The 24,685-nt window shown below is 45.3% G+C and carries 17 protein-coding genes; 5 read left to right on the top strand and 12 right to left on the bottom strand.

The genetic code is table 11. From position 1 onward, the window contains the following. Window positions 1–523: 523 nt before the first annotated feature. From K4039_RS07860 to K4039_RS07820, 9 genes are all read right to left on the bottom strand, one after another. On the bottom strand, window positions 524–4,501 hold the full coding sequence (locus K4039_RS07860) for a calcium-binding protein (RefSeq protein WP_265234595.1): 3,978 nt from the start codon (window positions 4,499–4,501) through the stop codon (window positions 524–526). Window positions 4,502–4,533: 32 nt separating this feature from the next. Beyond that, window positions 4,534–8,487 (bottom strand): SBBP repeat-containing protein, encoded by a 3,954-nt coding sequence (locus K4039_RS07855; protein ID WP_265234594.1) that lies wholly within the window; start codon window positions 8,485–8,487, stop codon window positions 4,534–4,536. Between the two features lie 588 nt (window positions 8,488–9,075). Further along, window positions 9,076–9,972 (bottom strand): helix-turn-helix transcriptional regulator, encoded by an 897-nt coding sequence (locus tag K4039_RS07850; RefSeq protein WP_265234593.1) that lies wholly within the window; start codon window positions 9,970–9,972, stop codon window positions 9,076–9,078. Between the two features lie 712 nt (window positions 9,973–10,684). Continuing rightward, complete coding sequence (locus K4039_RS07845; protein ID WP_265234592.1) at window positions 10,685–11,206, bottom strand: YqeG family HAD IIIA-type phosphatase; 522 nt, start codon at window positions 11,204–11,206, stop codon at window positions 10,685–10,687. 142 nt (window positions 11,207–11,348) lie between these two features. Further along, complete coding sequence (mltG, locus tag K4039_RS07840; RefSeq protein WP_265234590.1) at window positions 11,349–12,473, bottom strand: endolytic transglycosylase MltG; 1,125 nt, start codon at window positions 12,471–12,473, stop codon at window positions 11,349–11,351. 607 nt (window positions 12,474–13,080) lie between these two features. Next, window positions 13,081–13,656 carry a DUF3727 domain-containing protein gene (locus tag K4039_RS07835; RefSeq protein ID WP_265234589.1) on the bottom strand — a complete coding sequence of 192 codons (576 nt, stop codon included), beginning with the start codon at window positions 13,654–13,656 and terminating at the stop codon, window positions 13,081–13,083. Between the two features lie 302 nt (window positions 13,657–13,958). Further along, window positions 13,959–14,426: a Holliday junction resolvase RuvX gene (ruvX, locus tag K4039_RS07830; RefSeq protein WP_265234588.1), complete on the bottom strand. Its 468-nt coding sequence runs from the start codon at window positions 14,424–14,426 to the stop codon at window positions 13,959–13,961. A 235-nt stretch (window positions 14,427–14,661) separates the two neighbouring features. Next, the gene (locus K4039_RS07825; protein WP_265234587.1) at window positions 14,662–15,978 is read right to left on the bottom strand and encodes a GNAT family N-acetyltransferase; all 1,317 of its coding nucleotides are present in this window, start codon (window positions 15,976–15,978) and stop codon (window positions 14,662–14,664) included. A 389-nt stretch (window positions 15,979–16,367) separates the two neighbouring features. Then, window positions 16,368–17,549 carry a coenzyme F420-0:L-glutamate ligase gene (locus K4039_RS07820; RefSeq protein ID WP_265234586.1) on the bottom strand — a complete coding sequence of 394 codons (1,182 nt, stop codon included), beginning with the start codon at window positions 17,547–17,549 and terminating at the stop codon, window positions 16,368–16,370. A gap of 736 nt (window positions 17,550–18,285) precedes the next feature. Here K4039_RS07820 and K4039_RS07815 point away from each other — a divergent pair. Both K4039_RS07815 and K4039_RS07810 read left to right on the top strand, forming a co-directional pair. Beyond that, window positions 18,286–19,371, top strand: coding sequence for a hypothetical protein (locus tag K4039_RS07815; protein ID WP_265234585.1), 1,086 nt, complete (start codon window positions 18,286–18,288; stop codon window positions 19,369–19,371). 323 nt (window positions 19,372–19,694) lie between these two features. Beyond that, the gene (locus K4039_RS07810) at window positions 19,695–19,844 is read left to right on the top strand and encodes a hypothetical protein (RefSeq protein WP_265234584.1); all 150 of its coding nucleotides are present in this window, start codon (window positions 19,695–19,697) and stop codon (window positions 19,842–19,844) included. A 55-nt stretch (window positions 19,845–19,899) separates the two neighbouring features. Here the strand turns inward: K4039_RS07810 and K4039_RS07805 are convergent, their stop codons facing one another. Further along, complete coding sequence (locus K4039_RS07805) at window positions 19,900–20,634, bottom strand: SIMPL domain-containing protein (protein WP_265234583.1); 735 nt, start codon at window positions 20,632–20,634, stop codon at window positions 19,900–19,902. A gap of 122 nt (window positions 20,635–20,756) precedes the next feature. Between K4039_RS07805 and K4039_RS07800 the strand changes: the two genes are divergently transcribed. The 3 genes from K4039_RS07800 to K4039_RS07790 all read left to right on the top strand — a co-directional run bounded on the left by K4039_RS07800 (window position 20,757) and on the right by K4039_RS07790 (window position 23,924). After that, window positions 20,757–21,140: a YkvA family protein gene (locus tag K4039_RS07800; RefSeq protein ID WP_265234582.1), complete on the top strand. Its 384-nt coding sequence runs from the start codon at window positions 20,757–20,759 to the stop codon at window positions 21,138–21,140. A gap of 258 nt (window positions 21,141–21,398) precedes the next feature. After that, window positions 21,399–23,744 carry a DNA helicase PcrA gene (pcrA, locus tag K4039_RS07795; protein WP_265234581.1) on the top strand — a complete coding sequence of 782 codons (2,346 nt, stop codon included), beginning with the start codon at window positions 21,399–21,401 and terminating at the stop codon, window positions 23,742–23,744. Window positions 23,745–23,759: 15 nt separating this feature from the next. After that, window positions 23,760–23,924 carry a hypothetical protein gene (locus K4039_RS07790; protein ID WP_265234580.1) on the top strand — a complete coding sequence of 55 codons (165 nt, stop codon included), beginning with the start codon at window positions 23,760–23,762 and terminating at the stop codon, window positions 23,922–23,924. A 122-nt stretch (window positions 23,925–24,046) separates the two neighbouring features. Here the strand turns inward: K4039_RS07790 and K4039_RS07785 are convergent, their stop codons facing one another. Further along, window positions 24,047–24,247, bottom strand: coding sequence for a hypothetical protein (locus tag K4039_RS07785; protein WP_265234579.1), 201 nt, complete (start codon window positions 24,245–24,247; stop codon window positions 24,047–24,049). Further along, complete coding sequence (locus tag K4039_RS07780; RefSeq protein ID WP_265234578.1) at window positions 24,244–24,588, bottom strand: hypothetical protein; 345 nt, start codon at window positions 24,586–24,588, stop codon at window positions 24,244–24,246. Before K4039_RS07780 ends, K4039_RS07785 begins: the two co-directional genes overlap by 4 nt. Window positions 24,589–24,685 lie beyond the last annotated feature (97 nt).

The following is a 24,685-nucleotide window of genomic DNA, read 5'->3' as shown; positions in this document are numbered from 1 at the left end:
GGCTAACAATTGTCATAGCTGATGTCTAGACCGCTGGCAGCTATGCAAGGGGTTTGATTAATATCTGGCGCATGCAAAGAAATTCATGTGAATCGAACATAGCCTTTTTACTGAAATCCTCATCAAAAATTTACATTAATTATAATTTTTGTCGTGAAATTACTTAATTTTTTGTAATATACCGAAATTAAGCAGTGTAATTTATACCAAATCCGGCTTCTATAAGTAAGTGGGTACAAATAAACAAAACGTGGGTCGGGGGGGGTTTTGCACTAATAAACTCTCTTGTATCTCGCGATCCAGGCTAAATCCGCCCCTAAAATATTTTATTGTTTTTTCGCGCTTGTCTACTTACCCCGCTTAATCATTTGTCAGGAATAGCTGTGCTTGTCTATTAAGGCAATGAACAAGGAGAGGGAAAGGAATAAATTTGTTATTCGGAAGGGGAGTAAGAATTGGGCTTCCCTCTCCGATCGAGGGGAGGGGAGAGGGGTCAAAGGACTATTGCGATCAGTGCAAGATATCAGTTGAAATCGACTGCACTAATCAGACTGGACGACACCCCATTTAGAGAAGCTAAAATTTCTCCGGTTGCCGCCAAGCGAATTAAGGTTGCACCGCCATTTTGAGCGATCGCCAATTGTGCAAAAGTAATGCCGCTGGCGAGTGTTAGTAAATCTGTGCCATCTTCAAAATCGGCGATCGTATCAATGCCAGAATTGGCAGATAGTAGGAAGCGATCGCTCCCGATGCCTCCAATCAAGCTATCATCTCCCATTTCACCGCTGAGGAAGTCGTCGCCATCACCGCCATTGAGCAGATCGTTGCCTTTGCCGCCGCGCAAGGTATCATTGCCAGTGCTACCGTCTAGGATATCATCACCTAGATTGCCAAAGATGATATCGCCACCGTCGCTACCGGTGATAGTATCAATTCCCTTGCCACCGTAAAGGGTATCGTCGCCAAAACCGCCATTGATTAAGTCATTGCCTTGATTGCCATTAATCCAGTCATTGCCGTTAAACCCGAAAATCAAATCATTCCCTTTTTTGCCGCTGAAAACATCGTCGCTGCTGTCGCCGCCTAGAGTATCGTCGCCATCAGTACCGATTTTTTGATTGGGGGAATTGTTGACTAATTCTATGCCGCTGTCGGGGAAAGGTTGGGCAGGAGTGGAGTCACTGTTTACACTCTGGCGAATTGTTGGGTTATTGACGGTTGCTGATTGAATTTGTGCGTCTAAAGATGTGCCTGTATTTTCGGCGATCGCCTCTTGAATTGTCTTGCTGCCGATCGCGACTTGCTGCAAGTCTTTGGCAACTTCACCTTGTTCTACTTGTTGTACCTTGGCAATTTTAGTTGCTGCGTCTGCTAATGGGAGGTTGCTGGAGGCGATCGCCCGTACCCGCTGATTCCCTTCTGCGATAATTTTAGCAACTTCCGGTGCAAGATTAGATGCTGTCTGTGCTTGCAGTTGAGTGGCGGCTGACTGAATGACGGTTTGTAATTGCGCGGGATTGGTTAAATCGACAGCGCCGGATTGAATTTGGTTAGCAATGGTAGAAATTAGGCGATCGGCAATTTCAGTTTTAGCAATATTGGAATCACCGCTAATCAAATTCGTTGTCAAAACAATTGCATTTTGTACCTGAATATGCGCTGCATAAACAGCCAAACCGTTAGAGTCATTTTGGGTAATTGCTTGTAGCGGATCGTAGCTAGTCAAGTCAATTGCTGGCGATACTCCAAATGCTGCTTTAACTTTAGTCTCTGCTTCATTAGGATTAATACCTTGTGCAACCAACTTCTCCATCAAAGTGGTTAAAGGAGTAACCACCGTAGCATCTGGTGTTGCAGTTAGTGGCGTTTGCTGCGGTAAATAAGTCGCCGTATTGATGCCGTCAGTAACGACAAGTCTGCCTTCATCCGGTTCGAGTTCGCCGCTGTTGTTTTTGTCAAATTCGGGGAGAGAGACATCTAAGTTAAAACTGCCATCGACGTTAGAAATTGTGAAAGGTTCTTTTTCATCTTGGATGCCGTTAAAGTTAGCATCAAAGAAAACTTTGGCTCCAGTCAGGTAACTGTTAACACCGCTACCGCTCTTTCTTGAACTTTCTCCAGTGCCAAATTTTGCTAACTCAAATGTGGCAAAATCTTTTTTCCAAACTGTTTGTTTTCCTTCCCAAAATTCCCAAGGAACTATAGCTTGAACCTCTAGCCCTAAAAAAGCATTAACTTGACCTGATATATCAAAAAGTTCCCAGGGTTTGCTAATGCGGGAGCCAATTTCAGAACCTCGGATTTTACCGTCGCTTGTGCCGTTGTTTTCTCCAATATCTACTAAATCAATGCCTATGCTTCCTTCTATTCCAGCCGTTCCATAAAGGCTGGCAACCACTGCATTTACTCCGACACCTGCTTTAATACCAGCATTGATTTTAAGTTCATCAACATCCGCACCAGTACCATCGGCATTTGCGCGATCGCTCACGTAAAAACCATCTAAAACTCTGTAGGCTGATGACGGAGAAAATTCATCGTCTTTCCATTCTTTTAATCCGTAGGTATCATACCCAAATGCGAGGTGTGCTGACGCATTAAAGTTGCCTTCAATCAATCCTGATATCGGCCCAAATATAGGAAACTCTTTTCTAAAATTGAAGTCTATTCCCAGGGGAGGCATATCGTAGGTGAAAAGGACAACATCTGGCTTTCCTAAAAGGAGTTGAATCGCTGTTTCTGGCTTCGTTAAAATTGGCAAATCTAAGCCAGAAACACTCTTAAATTTATTGACAAACTTTTTTTGATTGCCGCCTGTTTTAGAATTAATTTGTTGAGAAATATCCGACACTGAGTTTGTCAGTTTCGGTGTTTTGTTTTTGAGGCTAGAGTTGGGCTTGGCAACATTAATATTCCCTAAACTGTAGGAGCCTAAATCGATCGCAATATTTCCTGAAGAGTTTGACAGGCTATTTGCCAATTGCGATATCTCGTCGATTTTGACAACTGCATTTAAGAAGTCAGTAGCAACATTACCCGTGGATAATTTAGTTGCCAGTTCCAATATCGAAACTTTGCCATCTCCATTGTTATCGAAGGGGCCAGCAACGCCAATTTCTGACAGTAACTTAGTGTCTGTATTCAGGAAATCGATAACAGGTCTAAAAGGATCGATTATATCAGAAACAGTGGTGAGTATTGGTTTAGCTAAGTTACTGATAAAGGTTCCTAAATCGAGTTTGAGGTTGTTGAATTCGACTTTCGGGTTAGGCAATCCGCCAAAGGGATTGTCGGTGGTTGGCGAACCTATATTTCCCTGATTATTTGATGGCAAGAATGAAGATGAATTTGAAGTCGTGCCTGTGTTTGAATTTGCGGAACCTAGCGATTGATTTAACGCTGAAAAATTTGGGCTAGATAAAAGTGCTGAATTGAAATTTGATATACTCGATGAACTTGACGGAGAAGTTGAGGATGAAGGCGAATTATTTAATTTACCATTCTTATAATCAATCAGCGGCCAATTGACTGCTAAATCGAAGTCAAAAGATGGAAAAGCAGCATCTCCGTCGATGCTAGTTTTGCCGTGCAAACCGAGATTGGCATTACTGGTTAAGCTAGATTGAAATAAGTCTTCTAACTGATAACTGCCGTCTAACTCAGACAAAGTTAAACGATTGCCATCATCAGCGCCGCCCAGATTATCTAAGTCATTCAACTTGACTTCAAAGTTGGCATCTAGTTGAGTTGGGTTTTCCGGATCGTCGGTGAATTCAGCTTGTAAAAAAGCGAGGTTGGCTTGAGGTTTGAATTTTTTAGGAAGTCCTAACTTAAAGTTAGCATTTAATTTGGTATTGTCAGTATCGATGTAGCAGCCAAAATCTTTGTTGTAACCGACACCAATAGATAACTCATAGTCAAAGTTGGGTAATTGCTCAGGTAGATTTAAGAATTTAGAAGCAACTGGTGAAATCGCTGTTTGATAAGGAACGCTTGAACTAAAACGAGATACATTACCACTATCTATAATAGTTGCTAATGTGTCTGAATCGCTGATAGTGGAATTGATACTTGATGCTTCTATCTCATTGGATAAATTGGTAAAACGAGATAGATTTGCCGTCGGTGCCGCGAAAATTTGACTCCCGGGCTTCGGAGTTTTTTTGACTTTTAAGCCTAGTGCTGGCAGCCCTAAATCTTCAGCAAAATTAATATTATCGAGCTGATATTTTTTGCCGATTTTAATGACTAAGTTAGTGTCATTGGGATTTGAACTACTCTCGACTTTAACATCGAATGCCGAACCAACAACCTCCTGAATGCTATTTTCTAGCTGACTAGGTGTGAAATCAGTTGCATTTTTAACCGTATTGACTAGACTATTTTTGAAATCGCTAATAAAATTAGGAGAAATACCGCTGAGTCGCCCTAAAATTGGCAATTTGAACACATTGAGTTGTTCGTTAACAATGTTTTCCAGTTTGTCTAATCCTTTTTCCAAACCGCACCATAGGGTTTTGTTATCGGTAATGCCTACAGGTGTTGGCGTTGGGGTAACAGGTGTTGGCGTTGGGGTAACAGGTGTTGGCGTTGGGGTAACAGGCGTTGGCGTTGGGTAACAGGCGTTGGCGTTGGGGTAACAGGTGTTGGCGTTGAGGTAACAGGTGTTGGCGTTGAGGTAACAGGTGTTGGCGTTGGGGTAACAGGTGTTGGCGTTGGGGTAACAGGTGTTGGCGTTGGGGTAACAGGTGTTGGCGTTGGCGTTGGGGTAACAGGCGTTGGCGTTGGGGTAACAGGCGTTGGCGTTGGCGCAGTGTCGTTATCGGTAATGGCGACATTGACAACCGGAATGCCGATCGCACTATACTTGCTATCAGCACTCGCAGCGCTATGAGAAATACTGCCCGCATGATTTCCTTCGACAACCGCATCATCTGTAGCCGTGACTGTGACTGACTTCGCCACATTCCAGTTAGTAGAGTCGAAGCTAACAGAGGCGATCGCACTTATTTGATTTCCCGCATCAAAGCTGAGAGTAACTAACGCCGTCGGCTGCGAATTTAGCTTAAGTGTATAACTGCCAGTTGCACCGCCTTCTGTCGCAGTTGTACTTGCCGGTGAAACAGTCACACCAGCCGTATCGTTATCAGCAATCGTCGCAGTCACGGGAGAAATTGTCAGCCCATTATACAAAGTATCGGTACTGACAGAAGTGTGAGCGATCGTCCCGCTGTGGGTTCCTTGGGCTATACTGTCATCGATCGCGCTAACAGTCACATTTTGAGCAACATTCCAATTAGTCGGCGTAAAAGTGATAGGTGCGATCGTACTAATTTGAGTACCCGCGTCAAAATTAATCGTCACGTTTGCAGTAGGTGCGGTAGTCAAAACTACGCCATAGGTATCGGTTGCACCTCCTTCAGCAATATTTGTACTGCCTGCCGCTTGCACGATCGACACACCGGGGCTATCGTTATCAGTAATCGATGCCGTCACATCGGGAATCGCTTTGGCGTTATAATTGGCGTCGGTACTGGTAGCTGTGTGAGCGATCGTGCCGCTGTGGGTTCCTTGTGCTAGATTGTCATCGATCGCAGTCACAGTCACAGTTTTGGCAACATTCCAGTTAGTGCTGTCAAAAGTAATCGGTGTGGCGATCGGGCTAATTTGACTGCCAGTATTAAAGCTAATATTAACTGGTGCAGTCGGTTGGGCTGTGAGTTGGATTTTGTAACTGCCAGTGGCACCGCCTTCTGTAGCTGTTATGTTCGTAGGTGCAACGCTGAAACCTGCTGTATCGTTATCGGTAATGGCGACATTGACACCCCCAATGGTGACGCCATTATACTTAACATCGCTACTGGTAGCAGTATGGGCGATCGCACCTGTATGATTTCCTTCAACTAAATTGTCGTCAACAGCAGCCACCGCCACAGTTTGAGCGACATTCCAATTAGTTGCAGTAAAATTCAGTGCTGTAATTGGTTGAATTTGACTGCCTGTAGCCACGTTAATCGTCACAGGTGCGATCGGTTGAGTATTTAATTTAACGGTATAACTGCCATTGACACCGCCTTCCGTAGCAGTCGTAGTAGCAGGAGTAATGGTAACGCCTGCGATGTCGTTATCGGTGATGTTAGCATTGACAGCATTGCCCGCAGTACCGTTAACTGTAAAACTTGCAGTCGCGCCGTTATAATTAGCATCGGTACTGATAGCAGTATGGGCGATCGGGCCAGCGTGCGGCGAAGTTTCTGCGACAGTATCATCAACTGCGCTGACTGTCACGGTTTGCGGTAAAAACCAGTTAGTTGGAGTGAAATTAAGGCCAGCAATCGGCTTAATTTCTGTGCCGGTGTTGAGCGCGATCGCCACATTTGCAGTAGGCTGATTAGTCAGAACAACTGTATAAGTATCCGTCGTGCCACTTTCTGCAACATTAGTGCTGCCGCCCGACTCAATAATCTTTACCTGCGGTCCCCCAGGAATTAGTTTAGTAATAAAAACATCGGCACTTCCCCCATTCGCCGCTTGGAAAGGATTTGCTGTTGGCAAATTAGTAGAAGCAGTAGAACCAGCAACATAAACTGCACCCGAACTATCCACCGCAATACCATTACCGTACTCGTCGCCGCTGCCGCCAAGATAAGTAGAATAAACTAAGGCAGAACCCGATGAATTAATTTTCGTGACAAAAGCATCTTTGCCGCCACCGCTGACACTTTGAAGAGCATTCTTAATCGGGAAATTAGTCGAAGTCGTATCCCCCGTCACATAAACATTATTCGCACTGTCTACCGTAATGCGATGGCCATTGTCATCTCCGCTGCCGCCCAAATAAGTTGAATAAGTCAAATTAACACCATTAGGATTTAACTTGACGACAAAAGCATCATTAGCACCACCTGCATTAGCAGCTTGAATTGTCGTACTAGCTATAGGAAAATCAGTTGAAGTGGTAATTCCCACAACATAGGCATTTCCAGCACTATCTACAGCAATGTCAGCACCTTTATCATCGCCGGTGCCACCTAAATAAGTGGAATAAGCGCGCGCACCATTCGCATCAAATTTACCGACAAAACCATCATAGCCACCTAAAATGGCATTTTGAAAGCCTAAATCTGTCCCCGGTAAGTCAGAAGAATAAGTAAGTCCGGTAACGTAGGCATTACCGTTATTGTCTATGGCAATGGCTTGAGCATCTTCGCGAGCGGTACCGCCGAAATAAGTAGAATAAACTAAAGCACTGCCAGTTGGATTAACTTTAGTAATAAACGCATCAATGTCGCCCCCGGATGTAGGCTGTGATACACCGGGAGTTGTGGGGAAACCGGAGCCCGCCAGCCCAGCAACATAAGCATTCCCGCTACTATCTACAGCAATGCCGTTGCCGAGACTATTTCCGCCACCGCCTAAAAAAGTAGAATAAACTAGAGCATTCCCAGCCGCATTTAGTTTTGTTACGCCAGTATTGTAACCAGGTATTGTCGGTTGAAAAGCACCTGGTGTAGTTGGATAACCCGGATCGACTTGTCCGGTTAAATAAGCATTACCTTGACTGTCTACCGCAATCCCAAAACCGTAATCATCGCGATCACCACCGATATATGTAGAGTAAACTAATGCGGTTCCTTCAGGATTGATTTTGGTAACTAAGAAATCTACTAAACCCCCTCCTGGTGTAGTTTGGACAGCACCAGGAGTAGTAGGAAAATTGTTAACAGTAGTTCCAATAATGTAAGCAGCACCAGTGCTATCTACCGCGAGGCGGTTAGCACCCTCACTTCCGCTGCCGCCTAAGTAAGTCGAGTAAGCTAAAACCGGGTCAATAACGAGGGGTTGAGTGGGGTCAAAATTTCCCAAAGTAAAATTAACTTGACCGTTTCCTAATAAATTGTAAGCGGCGGGAACATTCACCCGCTGTCCGTTGATATCTTGATAAACTATCGGTGCGTTATCAATTAATTCGCCCAGCGGTGTTTCTAATATCAGTGCTCCGTCGTCTCGCAACCGGATATCGCTAACTCCACTATAGTTCATCCGAATTTGGCTCGGATCTGCCAAAGGTGCAACCAAAAACTCGCTTTTAAGTTGTCCTTCTGTCCCTTTAAAAACGCGGTCAATTCCTTGATATACGTTTTGATAAACTACGCCGTTAAATGTGGGGACGTTGGTGTGCCATTGACTGGAATCTTCGCCTAAGAGAAAGTTAGCAACTCCCGGCAATTGTTGCAAGCCGGAAATTGTGGGATTGGGGTTGCTGTTGGCTAAGCTGCTGCGGACAGTCGCAGAAGTTGCTGTTGCTGGATTTCCCGGTTCAGTTGGTGTAGAGAAAGCAGTGAAGGAGATTTCGTTGGGACTGAAAAAGATGCTGTGACCGGCACCTTTTACCTGAAATTGCACATTTTGGTCAGTTTGTCCAGCATTTGCAATAAAACTTAAGGGAATCTGACCGTAAGATGCCTGTTGATTTTGAGAGCTCATAGCTGGTACCCCTGGTTGATGTTATGCGACTAAGTATATACAAGCACCAGCTCTGCTGTATAGTAAATTCTTGCGAATAATTTACGAAAAATACAATTTTCTTGCGAAATTTCTCGGATTTTTGATTAAAAATTGTAACACGGGCTACGGGCTCGGTATAATCTCTCATACAAATCGACGATCATGTGGATTGATCGAGATATTATCCAGTCCTGAAGGCATATATGTAGGGACACAACACTGTTGTGTCCTTTGACTGCGGAACACGCGATTGTCAAGGACACGGCAGTCAAGGACACTCCAAGAGCTCATTGGTGTCAACTTAACGTCAAACCCAGTCACAGAGTGTTGTTTGACGATTAGGGCCAGATCCCCCCTAGCCCCCCTTAAAAAAGGCGGGGACAAGAGTCCGATCAAAGTCCCCCTTTTTAAGGGGGATTTAGGGGGATCTAGACTCAGGTAAAAGCGAGATTTCTCAGGGGTTTTAGGCGATTGTTATCACCAATGGGCTCTTGGAGTGTCCCTACAAATGGGAAAATAAATATTATATGTAGGGACACAACACAGCGTTGTTTCCTTTTGCTAAATTTAAAGTCGATCGCGATACTTCTTCGGATTCAAACCGACGATTTTACAGAAAGTTTTGCTAAAGTGACTTTGGTCTTTAAACCCGACTTGCTGGGAGATATATGCTATGGAAAATTCTGGCTGTTTTAACAACAATTTGGCTTTCTCAATCCGGCATTTTGTGACGTACTGATGCGGCGGGATTCCAGTAGATTGTTTGAACAAACGAGTGAAATAATAAGGACTCATGTGGACTAGATTAGCAAGTTCGCTTAAGTGCAAGTCTCGGTTGAGATAGTCATTGATGTAGTCAATAACTATCTGCAATTTGCTAGGATCGAGACCGCCTGCAAAATCTTGTAGCTTGGGTTTTTGTGCACAATAGTGGTGCAACAAATGAAGTGAAAGGGCGTTTTTCAGTGCATCGACATAGAGAGTACCGTTTAATCCACCTGATTCAAGTTCGGTTTTGAGGGCCCAGCCAATGCCGAAAATTAATGGATCGCGGGTTTGCCAGTGCGGTATAATTTCAATGAGATTCCCGTTTGTGGATTCGTGAACTGTATTGTCGAAGTGGTCTGGTTCAAGGGCGATCGCCATAAATTCCTGTTCTTCAACTGCGTATGACTGAAAATCAGTACCAGCAGCAGCGATGAACATCTCTCCACTTTGGCAGGGTTGGCTACCGTAGCGTTTCCCGTTCAGTGCTACTCCCCCGATAGCTGAAGAGAGTATTATGCCAATGCTGTGCTGTTGGAGAGAGTGTTCGGGAGATTCGTTTGGCGGCTGATGGTGATATTCGACATGAATCCCCTCCCAATTTGCGCCGTGACTAGATAGAATTGCCGGATGCGGCAAAATCAATTTCATCGCCTCTGTCTGGGCAAAATCAAGAATTAATGCTTTCTCTGAGGACATAGCTGGCACCTGCGGCAGTTGCTATTATTCTATATGTCTGAAGTTCCCGCAGTTATACAAAAAATACCAGGAATTAATCTATATATTATCGGTTTTTTTGTCAAGCATTTGTAAGAAAATTTAATGGAAATTGACCATAAAGCGGTGGAGAGGGGAGTCGATAATCAGCACTTTCATCGCAGCCGTTGCGCCTACAATTATAAAACTTGCGCACGCAGACCTCAGAACCGGGTTTCTAGCCCCCCATCCGTCCAGAACTGAAATTATTAACTTTTAGAACTCAAATCCCCAAATCTCAAATCTCAAATCTCAAATAAAATGACGCCCGCTAAAGTTTCCTAACAGTACAAAAGCACTTTACAGGAAACCCGCGGGTGTCAAATTTAAGCAACCGTGAATTTTAGAACAGACCCAGGGTGAAAGATTTGTCGGCGTTGCTGATTTACGGTATGAAAGGCTAAATATGCAATTCATAAAAACCAGCGTCTACAAAGCTTCTGGATTTTAAAATTATTTATTTCATACCCTGATTAAGCAACGCCTAAATTACTAATTCATTATCTCAAATTTGGAGATGTTCCAATTCCCATCAAAATCCCAGAAATCATTTGCGGCTCCCCTCTCATATTTTTGCCCGTATCATACCCTAATTCAGCAACGCCCATAATTTAAATGTGCAACAGTTTAATGAATAACGACTAATAACTAATGACTACTTTCTGTGATCAAGAGATGCCCCCAAAGCTTGAGACACCCAAACTTCAAAAGAACGCACCGGATATTTCCGCATCGCATAGCCTGCATCAACCATTGGCTCGACTAAAATAGTAAACATACCCAAACGATTGCCGGCCAAAACATCAGTAAAAAGTCGATCGCCCACCATCGCCACTTGTTCCACAGGCAAATTCATCGCCGTCACAGCTTTGCGTAACTTGCGGCGCGACGGCTTAGCTGCACCAGTGATGTAAGGTAGATTCAAAGACTCAGCAATTCTACCGATCCGAGTCTGACTTAAATTATTGCTCGCCAACCACAGCGATACTACCGGTTTTATTTCTTCCACCCACAGGCTGAGTTCCTCAGAAGCATTCATTGCTGTCATGGGAACTAGGGTTTCGTCCACATCCAATACTAATCCTTTAATATGATATTTCTCAAGAATATCAGCCGTTAAATTTACGACCGAATTGCCTAAAACTAAGTCAGGCTGTAGTAGTTTGCCCCAAGTCATAATGATTTTAGATTTTAGATTTTAGATTGAGAAATAAGACATGGAAAGTTCAACATTGAGAAAGTAAAAAATCAAAAGTCAATGATTTTGGCTTTGGCTTTGTAACTTTTGACTTTTTACTTATGTATTAGTCATTGCCTATCTATTGACCCGATCGCACTTTTTGGTCAATTTTCGCCACAGCAGCATCGTGTTCCGCCTGAGTGCGGCTGAAAATGTGAGTGCCGTCGTACCGAGCCATAAAATACAGATATTCCGTATTTTCAGGAGTCAGAGTCGCTTCCAAACTGGCAATTCCCGGAGCTGCGATCGGAGTTGGGGGCAGCCCTACATTGATATAAGTATTGTAAGGAGAAGGCGTTTCCACCTGCTTAAAAGTCAAAGGCTTCTCCTTAGTTTGCCTAATGCCGAGGGCATATTCAACTGTAGGATCGGAACCCAAGGTCATATTTAGTTTCAGACGGTTATTGAACACGCCTGAAATGCGATTGCGCTCGCTCGCCACCACAGCTTCTTTTTCCACAATACTCGCCAGCGTCACCCACTCTTTCAAAGAAAGCTTAGTATTGTTCTGATTTTTTTGATAGACCGGCAAAGCTATCCGCTCAAAACGATCGAGCATTTGTTTAATGACAGCTTGCGGACTCACTGCATCGCCGTCTAGCTGATAAGTATCCGGGTACAAAAACCCTTCCAAATGAGGCAAGCCGCTCGGCAGCCAAGGGTATTGAGCGTAAGGAACTTGACTTGCCGCTGCCATAAAATCCTGAGCCGGAAAAAAACCTTGCGCTTCAAAATAAGTGCTCATTTGTTGCAGTGACCACCCTTCAGGGATGGTAAAACTCTGCTGTACGACTTCACCCTTCCAAATTTTCTCGGCAACCGCACTCAAGGGCTGAGTCGGCGACAGTTGGTAAGTTCCGGCTTTAAAACCTCCGTCGCGGTTTTGCATAGTCAGCCAGCGGGCCCACATATTCCATGCTCCTGCCGATCGAATTAAGCCCGCCGCTTCCAAATCCTGGCCGATTTTTTGACTGGAAGTACCGGGGGGGATTTGGATTGAAACAGCAGCATCCTGTCCTGGGGAAGTTGACTGAGTGGCTGTTTTAGGTGGCGCCGCAGCCCAGCTCCACCAAGCCCAGCCTTGCCAAGCGCAAACGCCCCAAATTGCCGGCAGCAACGCCAGATAAAACAACCATTTAGAGACTTGCCGAGTACCTTTTCGGCTCTCGCGCGCGCTGCCTTTTGTCAGTTCTTCTTTACTCATCGAAAATTTGGGTAGAAACCCCGTCCTAAAAGGACGGCTTTATATTTTGTGTGGTACACTTAAGTTGCCGAAAAGCGAAAATCAAGCAGTAGGCAATGCACCTTGAAAACTCAAGTTAGGGGGTTCTGTACAGAAATGCTTGTACAGGTAAAAACTTTAAGCAACAAGTACAAAAAGCTTTTGCTGACACCGTACCGATGGACGATCGGGATCGGATGAGTCTGAAATGGGAATAAAAGTCTGTGGACTCTGTGTAAGACGGTACATGGTTTTTAACTGTGGTATGCAACGGTGGATGAAGCAGAAACTTAAATCGTGAGGTTTGGGAATCCACTCGCCTTTAGGCAGTGGAGGATGTCAAAGTCCGTTGTCCTCGATAAGCGGCGATTAAGTAGCGACTAATGACTGATGACCTGCGATTGATGACCGAAAAGTTACGGATACTAGCCTTTGAAAAGATCCCCTTCACGCTGCCCAGTTCTACAGCCTGAGCTGACAGGGCTAAGGTGCAATCTCGCAAAAGTTCGATCGGGCGAGCAGTTGACTTTTTTATAAAATAGTCAAATATTCTGCTTTTTGCCTCATGCCTTTTGACTGCAATTAATATTTAATCAAGCTCGTCAAAAAATTGATCTTCTAGCATAGGTAACATCGGTTCTAGCCTTTGGAACTCTTCTTCCGAGAGTAATTCTGGCTCGCCATCATCATTCATTCTAGCCAAGATAAAGAACGGGTCGAGAGGCGTATAAATGGCATATTCCTGTTCTTCGTGATAGAAGCTGGTCAACCACATTAGTTCCTCAAACTCCGACTCCTCATCAGGATCGACATCAGGCGCCAAATCCTCGTCGGGAAATTCCGGCAATTCGCCAACCACAGTGAGTGTGACTGCCGTGCGCCGTAGCTTCAAGTTCTGCTCTTGCAGGACAACTGTAGCGATATCAAAAATTTTGTCAATTTCGGCCTCGTCTTCTACAGGAATTGCTGCTTCGTCGGTTTCGTCTCCGTGCCAAGTAAAAATTTCTACGGGAGAGTCTATGGGAATCAGCAAAGCGTATTCTTGACCTTCTAGGCTCATCGAATGCTCTATGTTGCAAGTCAGCTTGCGCCCAAGTTCATCCGTCAGGGTGACGGACTCTTCATTGGAACTGCCATTCTCTTTGCGGTTTGGGGATGAGGACATCGCGTGTATCTTAATTTTCCGTCAATAATTCAGTAATGTTTGCTTGACAACTGGGAGTTTTCGTGGCGATCTTCTGGTCGATCGGGCGATCGCTATTCCACAAACTTAAACCGCGAGACTCGCGGCATTTTCCACAGGCGAGGAGTGCAGCGTTTAAATCTTAGCCGAGTCCGCCGGCGACACTGAGGACAAATCACAATTATGTGCTGCTTCAGTACCGAGGTTCTGGGGAATTTTCTCCCATCTGTCAACGCTTACAGGTGTGCGTAGCAAACTTGCACAACTAGGATATCATGCCTGTGTTACAACCTATCAGGATTGGGAATTGCGCCGATCTTTTGCCTGCGCTCGTCTAGCCACTGCTGCAAAATCAAGGCCGCTGCTTTGCGATCGATCAAACCCTTATTTTGCGAGGGCGACATCCCTTGATCTCGGATCAGTTCCTCTGCGCCAACAGAAGTCAGGCGCTCGTCGGCGTATTCTAGGGGGAGATCTAAGGCGGTGGCGATGCGACTAGCATATTTCTGGACTTGTCGGGCTTGAGCGCCCACTTCTCCGTTCAGGGAGTAGGGCAAGCCAGCAACCAAAATTTCCACTCTCCGCTCTTGCACGAGCCCTCTGAGGTAAGCTACATCTCGATCGAAGGACGATCGTACCAGAGTAGTAATCCCCGTAGCGATTAAACCAGTGCCGTCACATCCGGCGATGCCGACTCGTTTGCTGCCGATATCTAATCCGAGGGCAGAAATCCATAATTTTTCGTTGGACATTAATCAATTTTAGTTTGTAGATTTACTGCTTTTTCGCGGCAATAATTATGATTTAACAAACCGCGTTGGCGTAGCCTGCGCGAAGCGCTTAGCCGCGAAAAACGCGAAGGAAGAAGGGAAGAAGGGAAGAAAGTCAGAAGTAAGATTGGTATTTTTGGCTCGATATCAACAAAAAGCAGAAGGTAGTTTTTTTTCGAGTTTCTACTTTCTGCTTTTTTCTATCAGGAATTAAGTCTTATTCTTGCACGCCGTCTAGAGGTAATTCCGGCAAATAAGGAGGCAAAATGCTGCTAGCATCTGTTACTTCTGATTCGGAATTCTGGCTGTTCAATGGGTTAACTCGCTCGGCTTGACTTTTTCCTGAGTCTAACAAAAAGGGTTTAATCTCGGACGACGCGGGCCCTGTTGCGGCTTCTCCAGCCATCGGGCCGAGCCAGGACATCCGGCCCGGTACTGGTTTGCGAGTTGGCTGGAAGCTTTGCAGCATTTCTGATAGCTGGAGTCCTTCGAGAGAGACTAATTTGGACTCGCGCAATTTGTGCCACACCGATCGCGACATCAGCAAACTGTGTTCCAGACGCACGGCTCCAAATTGCTCTAAATAAGCTTCCCGTTCCGGCTGATAGTCGGCGGAAGCCAGTTGCAGGCTTTGAACTGGGAAATCTTGAACGAGGCGCGCCATCTGGGATAGCAGTTCTGGGTACAGCCAAGTGTAGGCCGGGTGTACAGTCAACTGGGCGACGTGTGGCTGTTGGCCGTTGCGGGATAGCTGTACCTGAAAATAGCCGATCGCGGCTTTGCGCTGCGGTTCAAATACGTAGGCGCTGACTACCTCTGTTTTGCCCAGCCATTGTTTGACACCTTCAAACAATGCGCCCAAAAAACTGGTTTTGAAGTCTTGAATATGCCGATCGAATACTTGACGTACTAACGGTGGCATAGACGCGGTATCGAGTTGATATAGGAATTGAGCGTCCGCGTTGCTTACAGGCAGCAGGTTGGGCAAATCTGGCGTCGCGGAGGCCATTTCTTGGAGGCGTTCCGGGGCGATCGACCAATAAGTCATTTGTGCCAACGGCTGAAACCCGTTCTGGCGATACAAAGCCAGGGAAGTGTTATCGCCCACATTCACCTCTAGCAACCAGGTGCGTGCCTCCCAGACTGCCTCGAAGCAGTAGCGCATCAGCATCGAACCAATGCCTTTGCTGCGGGCTTCTGGGTCTACTCCGACGCGATCGATCCGCCAAGTGCTGCGGGTGCGGTTGAACGGAGAAATCTGAATTATGCCCTTAACTGTCCCCTCTTCCTCAGCAACGTGAGCCCGAAACAGGGATTGACAAGGGTTGGGAAACAAGCTAAACAGCTTTACCAGTCCGTACCAGCGACGAATCTGCTGCAACTTTTTACCTAGTACCAAGTCGCAGCTTGCATCCTTGCGTTTTTCTGATTGTTCGGCTGTTTCCGCGCACAGTTGTTCCATCGCCTCGATATCGCGGTACTGAAACGGGCGAATTACAACCTGGTTTTGGTTTTGAGAGGGAAATGAAGTCATATAGAAGTTCTCAGGTGAGGTATAAATTGGTAATTGGTAATTTGTAATTAGTGATTGGTAATTGGTAATTGGTCGCGCATTTAAATTGCATATTCGGTACGGCGTCGAAGCCTATACCACAAGAGTATGATTATTTTTTTAACACACAATTTAAATGTAGAACAGCTTAATTGGTAATTCGCTGGCGAGTCTCTAACGAAAGTTCAGAACCGTAACAGCACGAAAGTGGTGAATAGAAATTGAAAAATCAAACCTTTTTAAGAAAGGGGAAGAGTTAGGGAAGTTTTGAACTCAAAACTTATAACTTTTAATTCTTCACCCTTTCTCGATCAAGCAAAAATTAAAAATTTCAAATCGTGTTTTTGAATTTTCAATTTTCATTTTTCAATTCAAGATTTCTGTGGCAGAGGTCGAATTAAAACGACCGGTGTTCGCTCGTCAGCATTCCCGGCGGGGTTACTGCGTAAGGCTTGCTCTAAAAATGCGATCGATAAATCGGAGGTCGCTGCTAATATCTTAACTGCTTTTAAGTCGTTAGCGTCTACGATCGCCGCCGCAAGTCCCGTTTCTCGTTGAATTTCTTCTACAACTTGCTGGGGATTGTCCGGGCCAAGCACGATAAATTGGTCGAAGGGAGGCAAAGTCCCCGTAACATCGTCGATTAGTCTGGCTTGTTCCCCTGCAAGTTGGTAGAAGACTCCCGGTTTACCGAATATTTTAGCCACAGCGCCGATCGCAAATGCTGCAACTACGCGCCAAGGCCCGACTACATCCACCAAAGTTTGCATCCCGCAAGCCGTGGCCAAACTCGACATCGGCAAGAAAAACAAGCAAACTCGCTTAGCTACCCATCCGGGTTTAACTTCGCTGGGATGGCGGTAGCGCCCCTGCATCAAGGCTAGGGGAGTTTCTGCGAGGGCGACGATATCGCCTTTCTCGGCGCGCGGCAAAACGTAACGCTTGACAATTTCCACGGGATTGTCGAGTTCGGCCAGTATGTGCGTGCGAATCGGTAAGACTTCTGCAACTCCGACATTGCGGGCGACGGGTACGGTGTCCGAGTTGGGAAATTGCAGCGGGACTACTACGTTGCGGACTTTGGGGATGCGCCCGCCGGGGCCGTAGGTGATGAAATGTATTTGCACCCAAGCTGACTGCAATTTGGTTAAATCTTGCCCTTGAATGTCTACGGAAACTTTAATTTTGGTGTTTTGTTGGGCTTTAACAATATAGCCGAACCAGTAATCGTCCGATCGGGCTTTTGCGTCTTTGTGGCAAGGAATGACTTTTGTCTGGGAAATCACGCCATCCAAGCTTCCGTCTGATAGCAGTTTCACCTGTGCGCGCACTTCCGGCAACATCACCTCGAACCGCTGTGTCAGGTTGCGGAACTCCATTTCGCCGACTAAAAGATAGCGATTGGGTTCGTTTATGGCTAAGTGCCATTCTCCGGCTGTAAGTTCTAGTTTATTTGCACTCCCAGTCCGGCGATAGTTCAACTCTAGGCCCAATCCGCCCAATGCTAGCAGCGAACCTGCTGCTGCGATTCCTGTTGCTAAACTCTCAATCACTCAAATCACCGCCAATAATATTTTGTGTTTACTGTAGTCGATATCGGGTACTTTGAGTGACGATCCGGTAGTAATTGGATTTGCTGAGTTTGTTGAGGGCGATCGAACTTATGCCCAATTACACGTAAGTGCGATCGCGTCTGGTGGCTAAAGCGGTCAAGTTGCTGTTCAAAGAGCTCTCCTCGTGAGTTAGATCACTCCAAAATCTAGCGTTGCTTAATCAGGGTATAAAAAAAATCAGTTGAAAATCCCGAATTTTTGTGGATACTGGTTTCTATGACTTGCATATTTAGCCTTTCCTACCGTAAATCAGCAACGTCTACCAAAAAATCACTTAATTCAATAATTTAATAGTAAAATTTTTCTAATATATATAATATATTTTTTTAAAACGTTAATTTGTAAGCTGGTTCTCCACATTTTTTTAGAATATTTATTAATCATTTAATCGGTAAACAAGTCTGTATACATGAGTTATTTTTGGATAGCTAAGCTAAGACTGTTCCAGATGTGCGATCCTCTTCGTTGATGAGCCTCCCGTAGGGGCGGGCTTCGCTAACGCGCACCTCCAGCTTCTTCAAGGTCGAATGAACAGCTATCCGCTAGCGCCGTAGTGGTCAGTACCTTTAAGAATCTACTTCTTAAGTAACAGTCAAAATCTAGTTCTTAGGCAGTAGACTTTCTGAGAAATATATAGTTAACCTAGTAAATGTAGCAGTAATACCCAAGGATATTTATGACTGATAATAAGCAGCCTTTTAACCAGCCTGAAGCCAATCCTGACTTCCAGGAAAAGAATGTTGACAATAGCGAGAACCAGCAGCTTCAGGCTCAGACTAACGAAAATGCAGAATCACAGGAAGATCAATCATCAGGCTCTGGCCTTGGTGCGAGGATAGCTGGAGCAGCAGTCGGTGGTATACTGGGTGCTCGCTCTGGGGGCATTCTTGGTGCTGTAGCAGGCTCAGTTGCTGGCGCTATGATTGGTAAAGGTACTGCTGATACTGTTAACCGTGCTGTAGATAATTTAGGGGATGCCGCACACACTGTAGCAGACGGTATTAAACACACTATAGAAGAGCTAGAGACAGTAGCAAAGGAAACTGCTGAGGAAGTTAAACCATCTATCAAAGCTACAGCAGAAGCAGTCAAGGAGACTGTTGAGGAAACTAAGCCTTCGATTAAAAGTATAGCCGAATCTGTCGATCAGACAGTGAAGGAAGCCAAGCCTTCTGTAGTAAATGCAGTCAAGAGCGCATCCGAGGAAGTTAAACCTACGATTAGAGAAGTAAAAGATTCAGTAAAGCAGACAGTCGAAGGTGTCAAGCCTTCTATACAAAGTGCAGCGAACTCTATTAAGAACACTGCCGATGAAGTTAAGCCTTCTGCCAAAGCTGTAGCTCAGGAAATTGAGGGTGCCACTAAGGATCTTAGATCGACTGTAAAAGATACAGCGAAGGCAGTGGAGCCATCTATAAAAAGTGCAACCGAATCGCTTCAGTCATCTGGCAAGAGTGCAGCCGAATCAATCAAGTCATCTGCTAAAAGCGCATCCGAATCTGCTAAAGGTGCAGCGCAGGATGTTAAGTCATCGGCCCAAAATGCAACCGAATCTGCTAAAGGTGCAGCGCAGGATGTTAAGTCATCTGCCCAAAATGCAGCCCAATCTGCTAAAGGTGCAGCGCACGATGTTAAGCCATCTGCCCAATATCTAGCCGAATCCGCCGCAGAGGGAAATAAGGATAGCGATATTCAGATATCTGGCAGTCCTGAACTCAAGGACAAAGTGGTCATTCATGACAAGAGAATCATTAAGAACTAGGTAAACTAAGGACTTAACTCCAGCTTGTTAAAGCTAGCACTAAGAGAGTTTAACAGAGAGTGGATCTGAGAAAAGAGTCCACTCTTTTTTGTGTAGGAGGACGGCGATCGCCTAGGGTTTAACGAACAGTCTATTTATTGAGGAACTCTCCCCCTGAAGAAGGAGAGATTCCGTTCATAGTTCATAATAGCTTGTAGCCATTTGTCGTAACTGCTCACCGCAATAAAGTTGCGGTGAGCAGTTACACTTTAACTCAGAGCACGCCACTTAATATTTCCTTAGATAATTATGAATTTTTCCACCGACTTAGTTAGAGTGAAACTTTGTTTGGCGCTAAAATTGTTAAGGCTTTGATTGTTGTGGCTCTTGGGGCCGAAGATACGGAAATATTTGTGTTGGGACGCGAACAATTGCTCGACTACTGGCAGAAATGGTTAAAACGGCTAAAGTTTTTTGTAGAAAAAGCTGCTTGATAAATCGAGAAATAGTTAGGGTCAAGCTGAGGTGGCCAGTTCAACCCCTCACTATTTAATAGCTAATTTGCAAAGTCACAGAAGCATCTACCTCCTGTTCCCCTCCCACCACGGGCGTTGTAGCAAAACTAGCACTGCGAGCCTCCAACTTCTGGTACACAGGAGCCGGCGCGATCGCACCGTTGACTTGAATTCCTAGAATCTCTCCCCGCTTGAGGTTTAGGGCGCTCAGGACTGCATCTGCTTGCGCTTGAGCATCTTGAGTTGCTTTTTTGAGTGCTTGTTTTTGAGCTTGTTCGATCGCACTTTCGGCGGCCACAAAACTCACACCTTGAATTCGTGTTGCTCCGGCTGTCACCGCATCGTCGAGCAAAGTGCCGGCAGATTGAGTATTGATGCGAAAACTGACGGTATTTGTAGCAGTATACCCTATTATCCGCTGCTGATTGTTTTCGTTGCTGTAATTCGGGCTGAGGTTGATGCCGGCGGTTTCGAGTTTTTCCACTTGGCGCGATCGCAGCAACTCTACCACAGCGGACGATCGTCTCGCCGCTTCCTGCTGCACCGCAGCCGCCGTTTTCCCCTGTACCTCAACCCCCAAACGCACTTGCGTTTGAGTTGTCGGAATCGCTTCAATACCCCGCCCAGTCACAGTCAGCGTTCTGATCCGCTGTTCTTGAGCCACCGCCGGATCTAATCTCACAAAACTCACGAGAGTTAACGTTAAACATAACGCTGTTAGCAGACTACGGAAATTGATTCTAGTACCGCGTTGCAAATTTGAATTCATAAAGTCGATTCTCCTCACATACAACAGATGCTATACTTTACCTTCGCACTGGAATTGCCAAATATTCAGCCTGTTACATTTTTAGCAACTAAAATTTTTAGTCATGTGTCATTAGTTTTTATATGCAATCCTTAAAACAAGCTGCCCGCCAACTAAAAAAAGAGACTTACGCTGTTTATTTAGCCAGTATAGACCAGAGAGTACCTTGGTATGCGAGAGTTTTAGCGGGTGTTACGGTTGCGTATGCCTTTAGCCCGATCGACCTAATTCCTGACTTCATCCCAATTCTCGGCTACTTGGACGATTTGATAATTGTACCCTTGGGGATTTGGCTGGTACTCAAGATGATTCCACCACAGGTTTTAGCCGAGTGTCGGGAAAAAGCAGCCGCAGAAATAGAGCGAGGAAAACCGATAAATCGGGCCACCGCTGCTGTAATTATTGCTATTTGGATCGGCTTGGGAATATTAACAGCTATTTTGCTCAAACAAATATTGAAACGTTAGAATACCCGGCGGTTTCAACCGCGGCTACACAGACAAAACCCGCCTCCGCAGGTTGAAGAATAGGCGTTGAAAATTACGTTTTACGTAATTTTCTTCAGTCCGCGGAGGCGGACATCGTTTGTGTAGACGCGGTTTCAACCGCCGTCTTATCTGATATTATATTATATAGCGATCGCACCCAACCTTAAAAAAACTCCCCGTATCCGATACTAAGTATTATTTATCCCTTAAAAAAATCCAACAACTAACATTTCAGCTATGACTCAAACTACCGATCACCTCAGCCACCTCAACCCATCCCAGCGCCAAGCAGTCGTCCATTACAACGGGCCGCTGTTAGTAGTAGCGGGGGCTGGTTCGGGGAAAACCAGAGCTCTAACTTACCGCGTAGCAAACTTAGTTCGCACCAACCGAGTCGATCCCGAAAATATTTTGGCGGTGACATTTACGAATAAAGCCGCTAGGGAGATGAAAGAAAGAATTGAGAAATTGCTGGCGACTCAGCAAGCTGAAGCTGAATATGGCAAACCTTTGGCAGATTTAGCGCCGGATGTGCAAACCAGATTGCGATCGCAAATTTATCAAAAAATCACCAAACAGATTTGGATGGGGACTTTTCACTCTCTCTGTGGCCGCATTCTCCGCTACGACATTGAGAAATATCAAGACGAAAAAGGCCGCCAATGGAAGAAGAATTTTTCAATTTTTGACGAGTCAGATGCTCAAACTCTCGTCAAACAAATTGTTACCAAAGTCCTTAACCTCGATGACAAGAAGTTTGACCCGCGCAAAGTCCGCTATGTCATCAGCAACGCTAAAAATAAAGGTTGGTCGCCTCAAGAATTCCTAGCCGCAGAACCGGATTACAGAGGGCGCGTAATTGCGGATGTTTACAGCCGCTACCAAGATGCTTTAGCCGCCAACAACGGCTTAGATTTTGACGATTTAATTCTGGTTCCGGTTAAACTCTTATCCCAAAACGAGCAAGTATTAAGTTATTGGCATCACAAATTCAGACATATTTTAGTTGATGAATACCAAGATACGAACCGCACTCAATATGATTTGATTCGGATGTTGGTCACAAATAATGTTGACCCGAAAGAGTTTGATAAATGGCAAAATCGCTCGATTTTTGTGGTGGGCGATGTCGATCAATCTATTTACAGTTTTCGGATGGCGGATTATACCATCTTGCTGGAATTTCAAGAGGATTTCGGCGATGGTTTGTCGGACGAAAAAACTCAGACGATGGTAAAATTAGAGGAGAATTATCGATCGCGCGAAAACATCCTGCAAGCCGCCAACCACTTGATCGAACACAATACCGAACGCATCGAGAAAGTTCTGCGGCCGACTCGCGAACCCGGAGCTCCGATTGTGGTATGGCGCGCTGACAACGAAATAGATGAAGCGCAATTTGTAGCGGGTCAAATTCAGTCGCTGAAGCGCCAAAACTCGGAGTACGAACACGGGAGTAACTTTGCGATTCTGTACCGCACCAACGCTCAATCTCGCTCCTTTGAAGAAGCGTTAATGTACTTGGATATTCCCTACAATATTGTCGGCGGCCTGAAGTTTTACGATCGCAAAGAAATCAAAGATATCCTAGCATACCTGCGGACGATCGCCAATCCCGACGATAGCGTCAGCCTCAAACGCATCATCAACACTCCCCGCCGCGGCATTGGCGATACCACATTTGGTAAAATCGAAGACGCTGGAACCCAATTGGGGATTCCGTTATGGGAAATCCTCAGCGATGAATCTTCTGTAAATACTCTCGCAGGGCGATCGGCAAAAGCTATCATTAAGTTTGCCCAAATGATTAGTAATTGGCAACAAAAACTTGAAACTACGCCCGCGTCGCAAATTGTCCAAGGAATTATCGAAGATTCTGGTTACATTGACGATTTGAAAAATCAAGGAACCGAGGAAGCAGAAAATCGCATCGCCAACGTTCGAGAATTGTACAACGCGGTGATCCAATTTGAAGAACAAAACGAAGAACCGACGCTAACATCATTTTTAGCAAAAGCATCCTTAGCATCCGATTTAGATGACTTGAAAGAAGACGATTCCCGCGTGTCGCTGATGACGCTGCACTCCGCGAAAGGGTTAGAATTTCCCGTAGTCTTTCTAGTCGGAATGGAACAGGGTTTATTTCCCAATTTCCGCAGTTTGGATGACCCAAAAGCAGTTGAAGAAGAACGCCGTTTGTGCTATGTCGGCATCACTCGCGCCCAGGAATTGCTATTTCTTACCCACACTCGCGAACGCCGCCTCTGGGGAGGATACCGCGAACACTGCACGCCTTCGCTATTCTTGGGCGAATTACCGACACATTTGCTGGCTGGAAGTGCGAAGAAAACTAAGACGGCCAAAACGGCTGCATCGCAGGGAAAGACTAATAATTCAGTAGCCCATTCTGGGAGTTCTCCATCAGAGTGGAAAACTGGGGAACGGGTTTTTCATCATGCTTTTGGAGTTGGAGAAATTACCCACGTTTTGGGAGTGGGTGATAAAACTAATCTGGCAATTAAATTTAAAGGTTTGGGCCGCAAAATCATCGATCCGAGAACGGCGAAGTTGCAGCGAGTGTAATAGAAAATCCGGCGGTTGAAACCTCGTCTATACAGGCAAAACCCGGATGGTGCGCGGGTTGAAGAATGGGCGGTTAAAATTACAGTAAAAATTACATTTTTTTCTTCAGTCCGCGGAGGCGGACATCGTTTGTATAGACGCGGTTTCAACCGCCGTCTGCATCTTGAGGCGATCGCGTAGGAAATCTTATCGCTTAACAGGATCTCCGGCCTTTTCCACAATAAAATTCACTCTTTGTGGAACAGGCAAGATGCCTGTTCATAAAAGACTTATTAAGAATGAATGATGCAATATCTTATATCTTATTCGACTACCTGAGATTCCACACGCCTGTATTTACCCGCCAAACGTTCTCGACGCTGGCGGCGGTTGTCAGCTTCAAATATGGCGATTAATTCATCCAGGTTTAGAGTCAAAGCGTCAAGCTGTTGGCAGACTTCACGCATCTTGTCAACGTGTCGCTTTCTGGTTTCAGCGTCGGGGATTCTAGGTTGTTGATTCATTGCAAATTCCAATCCATTTTGATTTCTCGGATAGTTGCTTCTGAGGCATCGACAGCCGCCTCTGTTTGTTCTATCGTTCTATACAGAAAGTTTAACGTATCCGCAGTCGCAGCGGGTTGAGATTCTGCCACCTGCTGCAAAAGCCTGTACAAACGATTGTAAGGGTTTCTCAACCTTTCCTTAACATTATCCAGGGATTCTAGTTCGGGGAGTGTTGCTTCTGTCTCGCCAAACTGCTGCATTAAAATATATTCTGTGGCAGTTGTTTCGTTGAGGATTTCCACTAGCCGTCGCTGCAATGTGAAAATTGTGTTCAGGATGTCATCAGGTAGCTTTGCCATTGTCCTTGATTTTTAGGGATAACAACTTAACACAATATATCAGAATGTTTGCTTCCTCTCATTTTAGTTTTAATCAAGAGCGATCGCAGTCCAAATT

This window comes from Lyngbya sp. CCAP 1446/10 (assembly GCF_026130175.1).
Classification (GTDB): Bacteria; Cyanobacteriota; Cyanobacteriia; order Cyanobacteriales; family Microcoleaceae; genus Microcoleus.
This window is presented reverse-complemented; position numbering and strand designations above follow the sequence as displayed.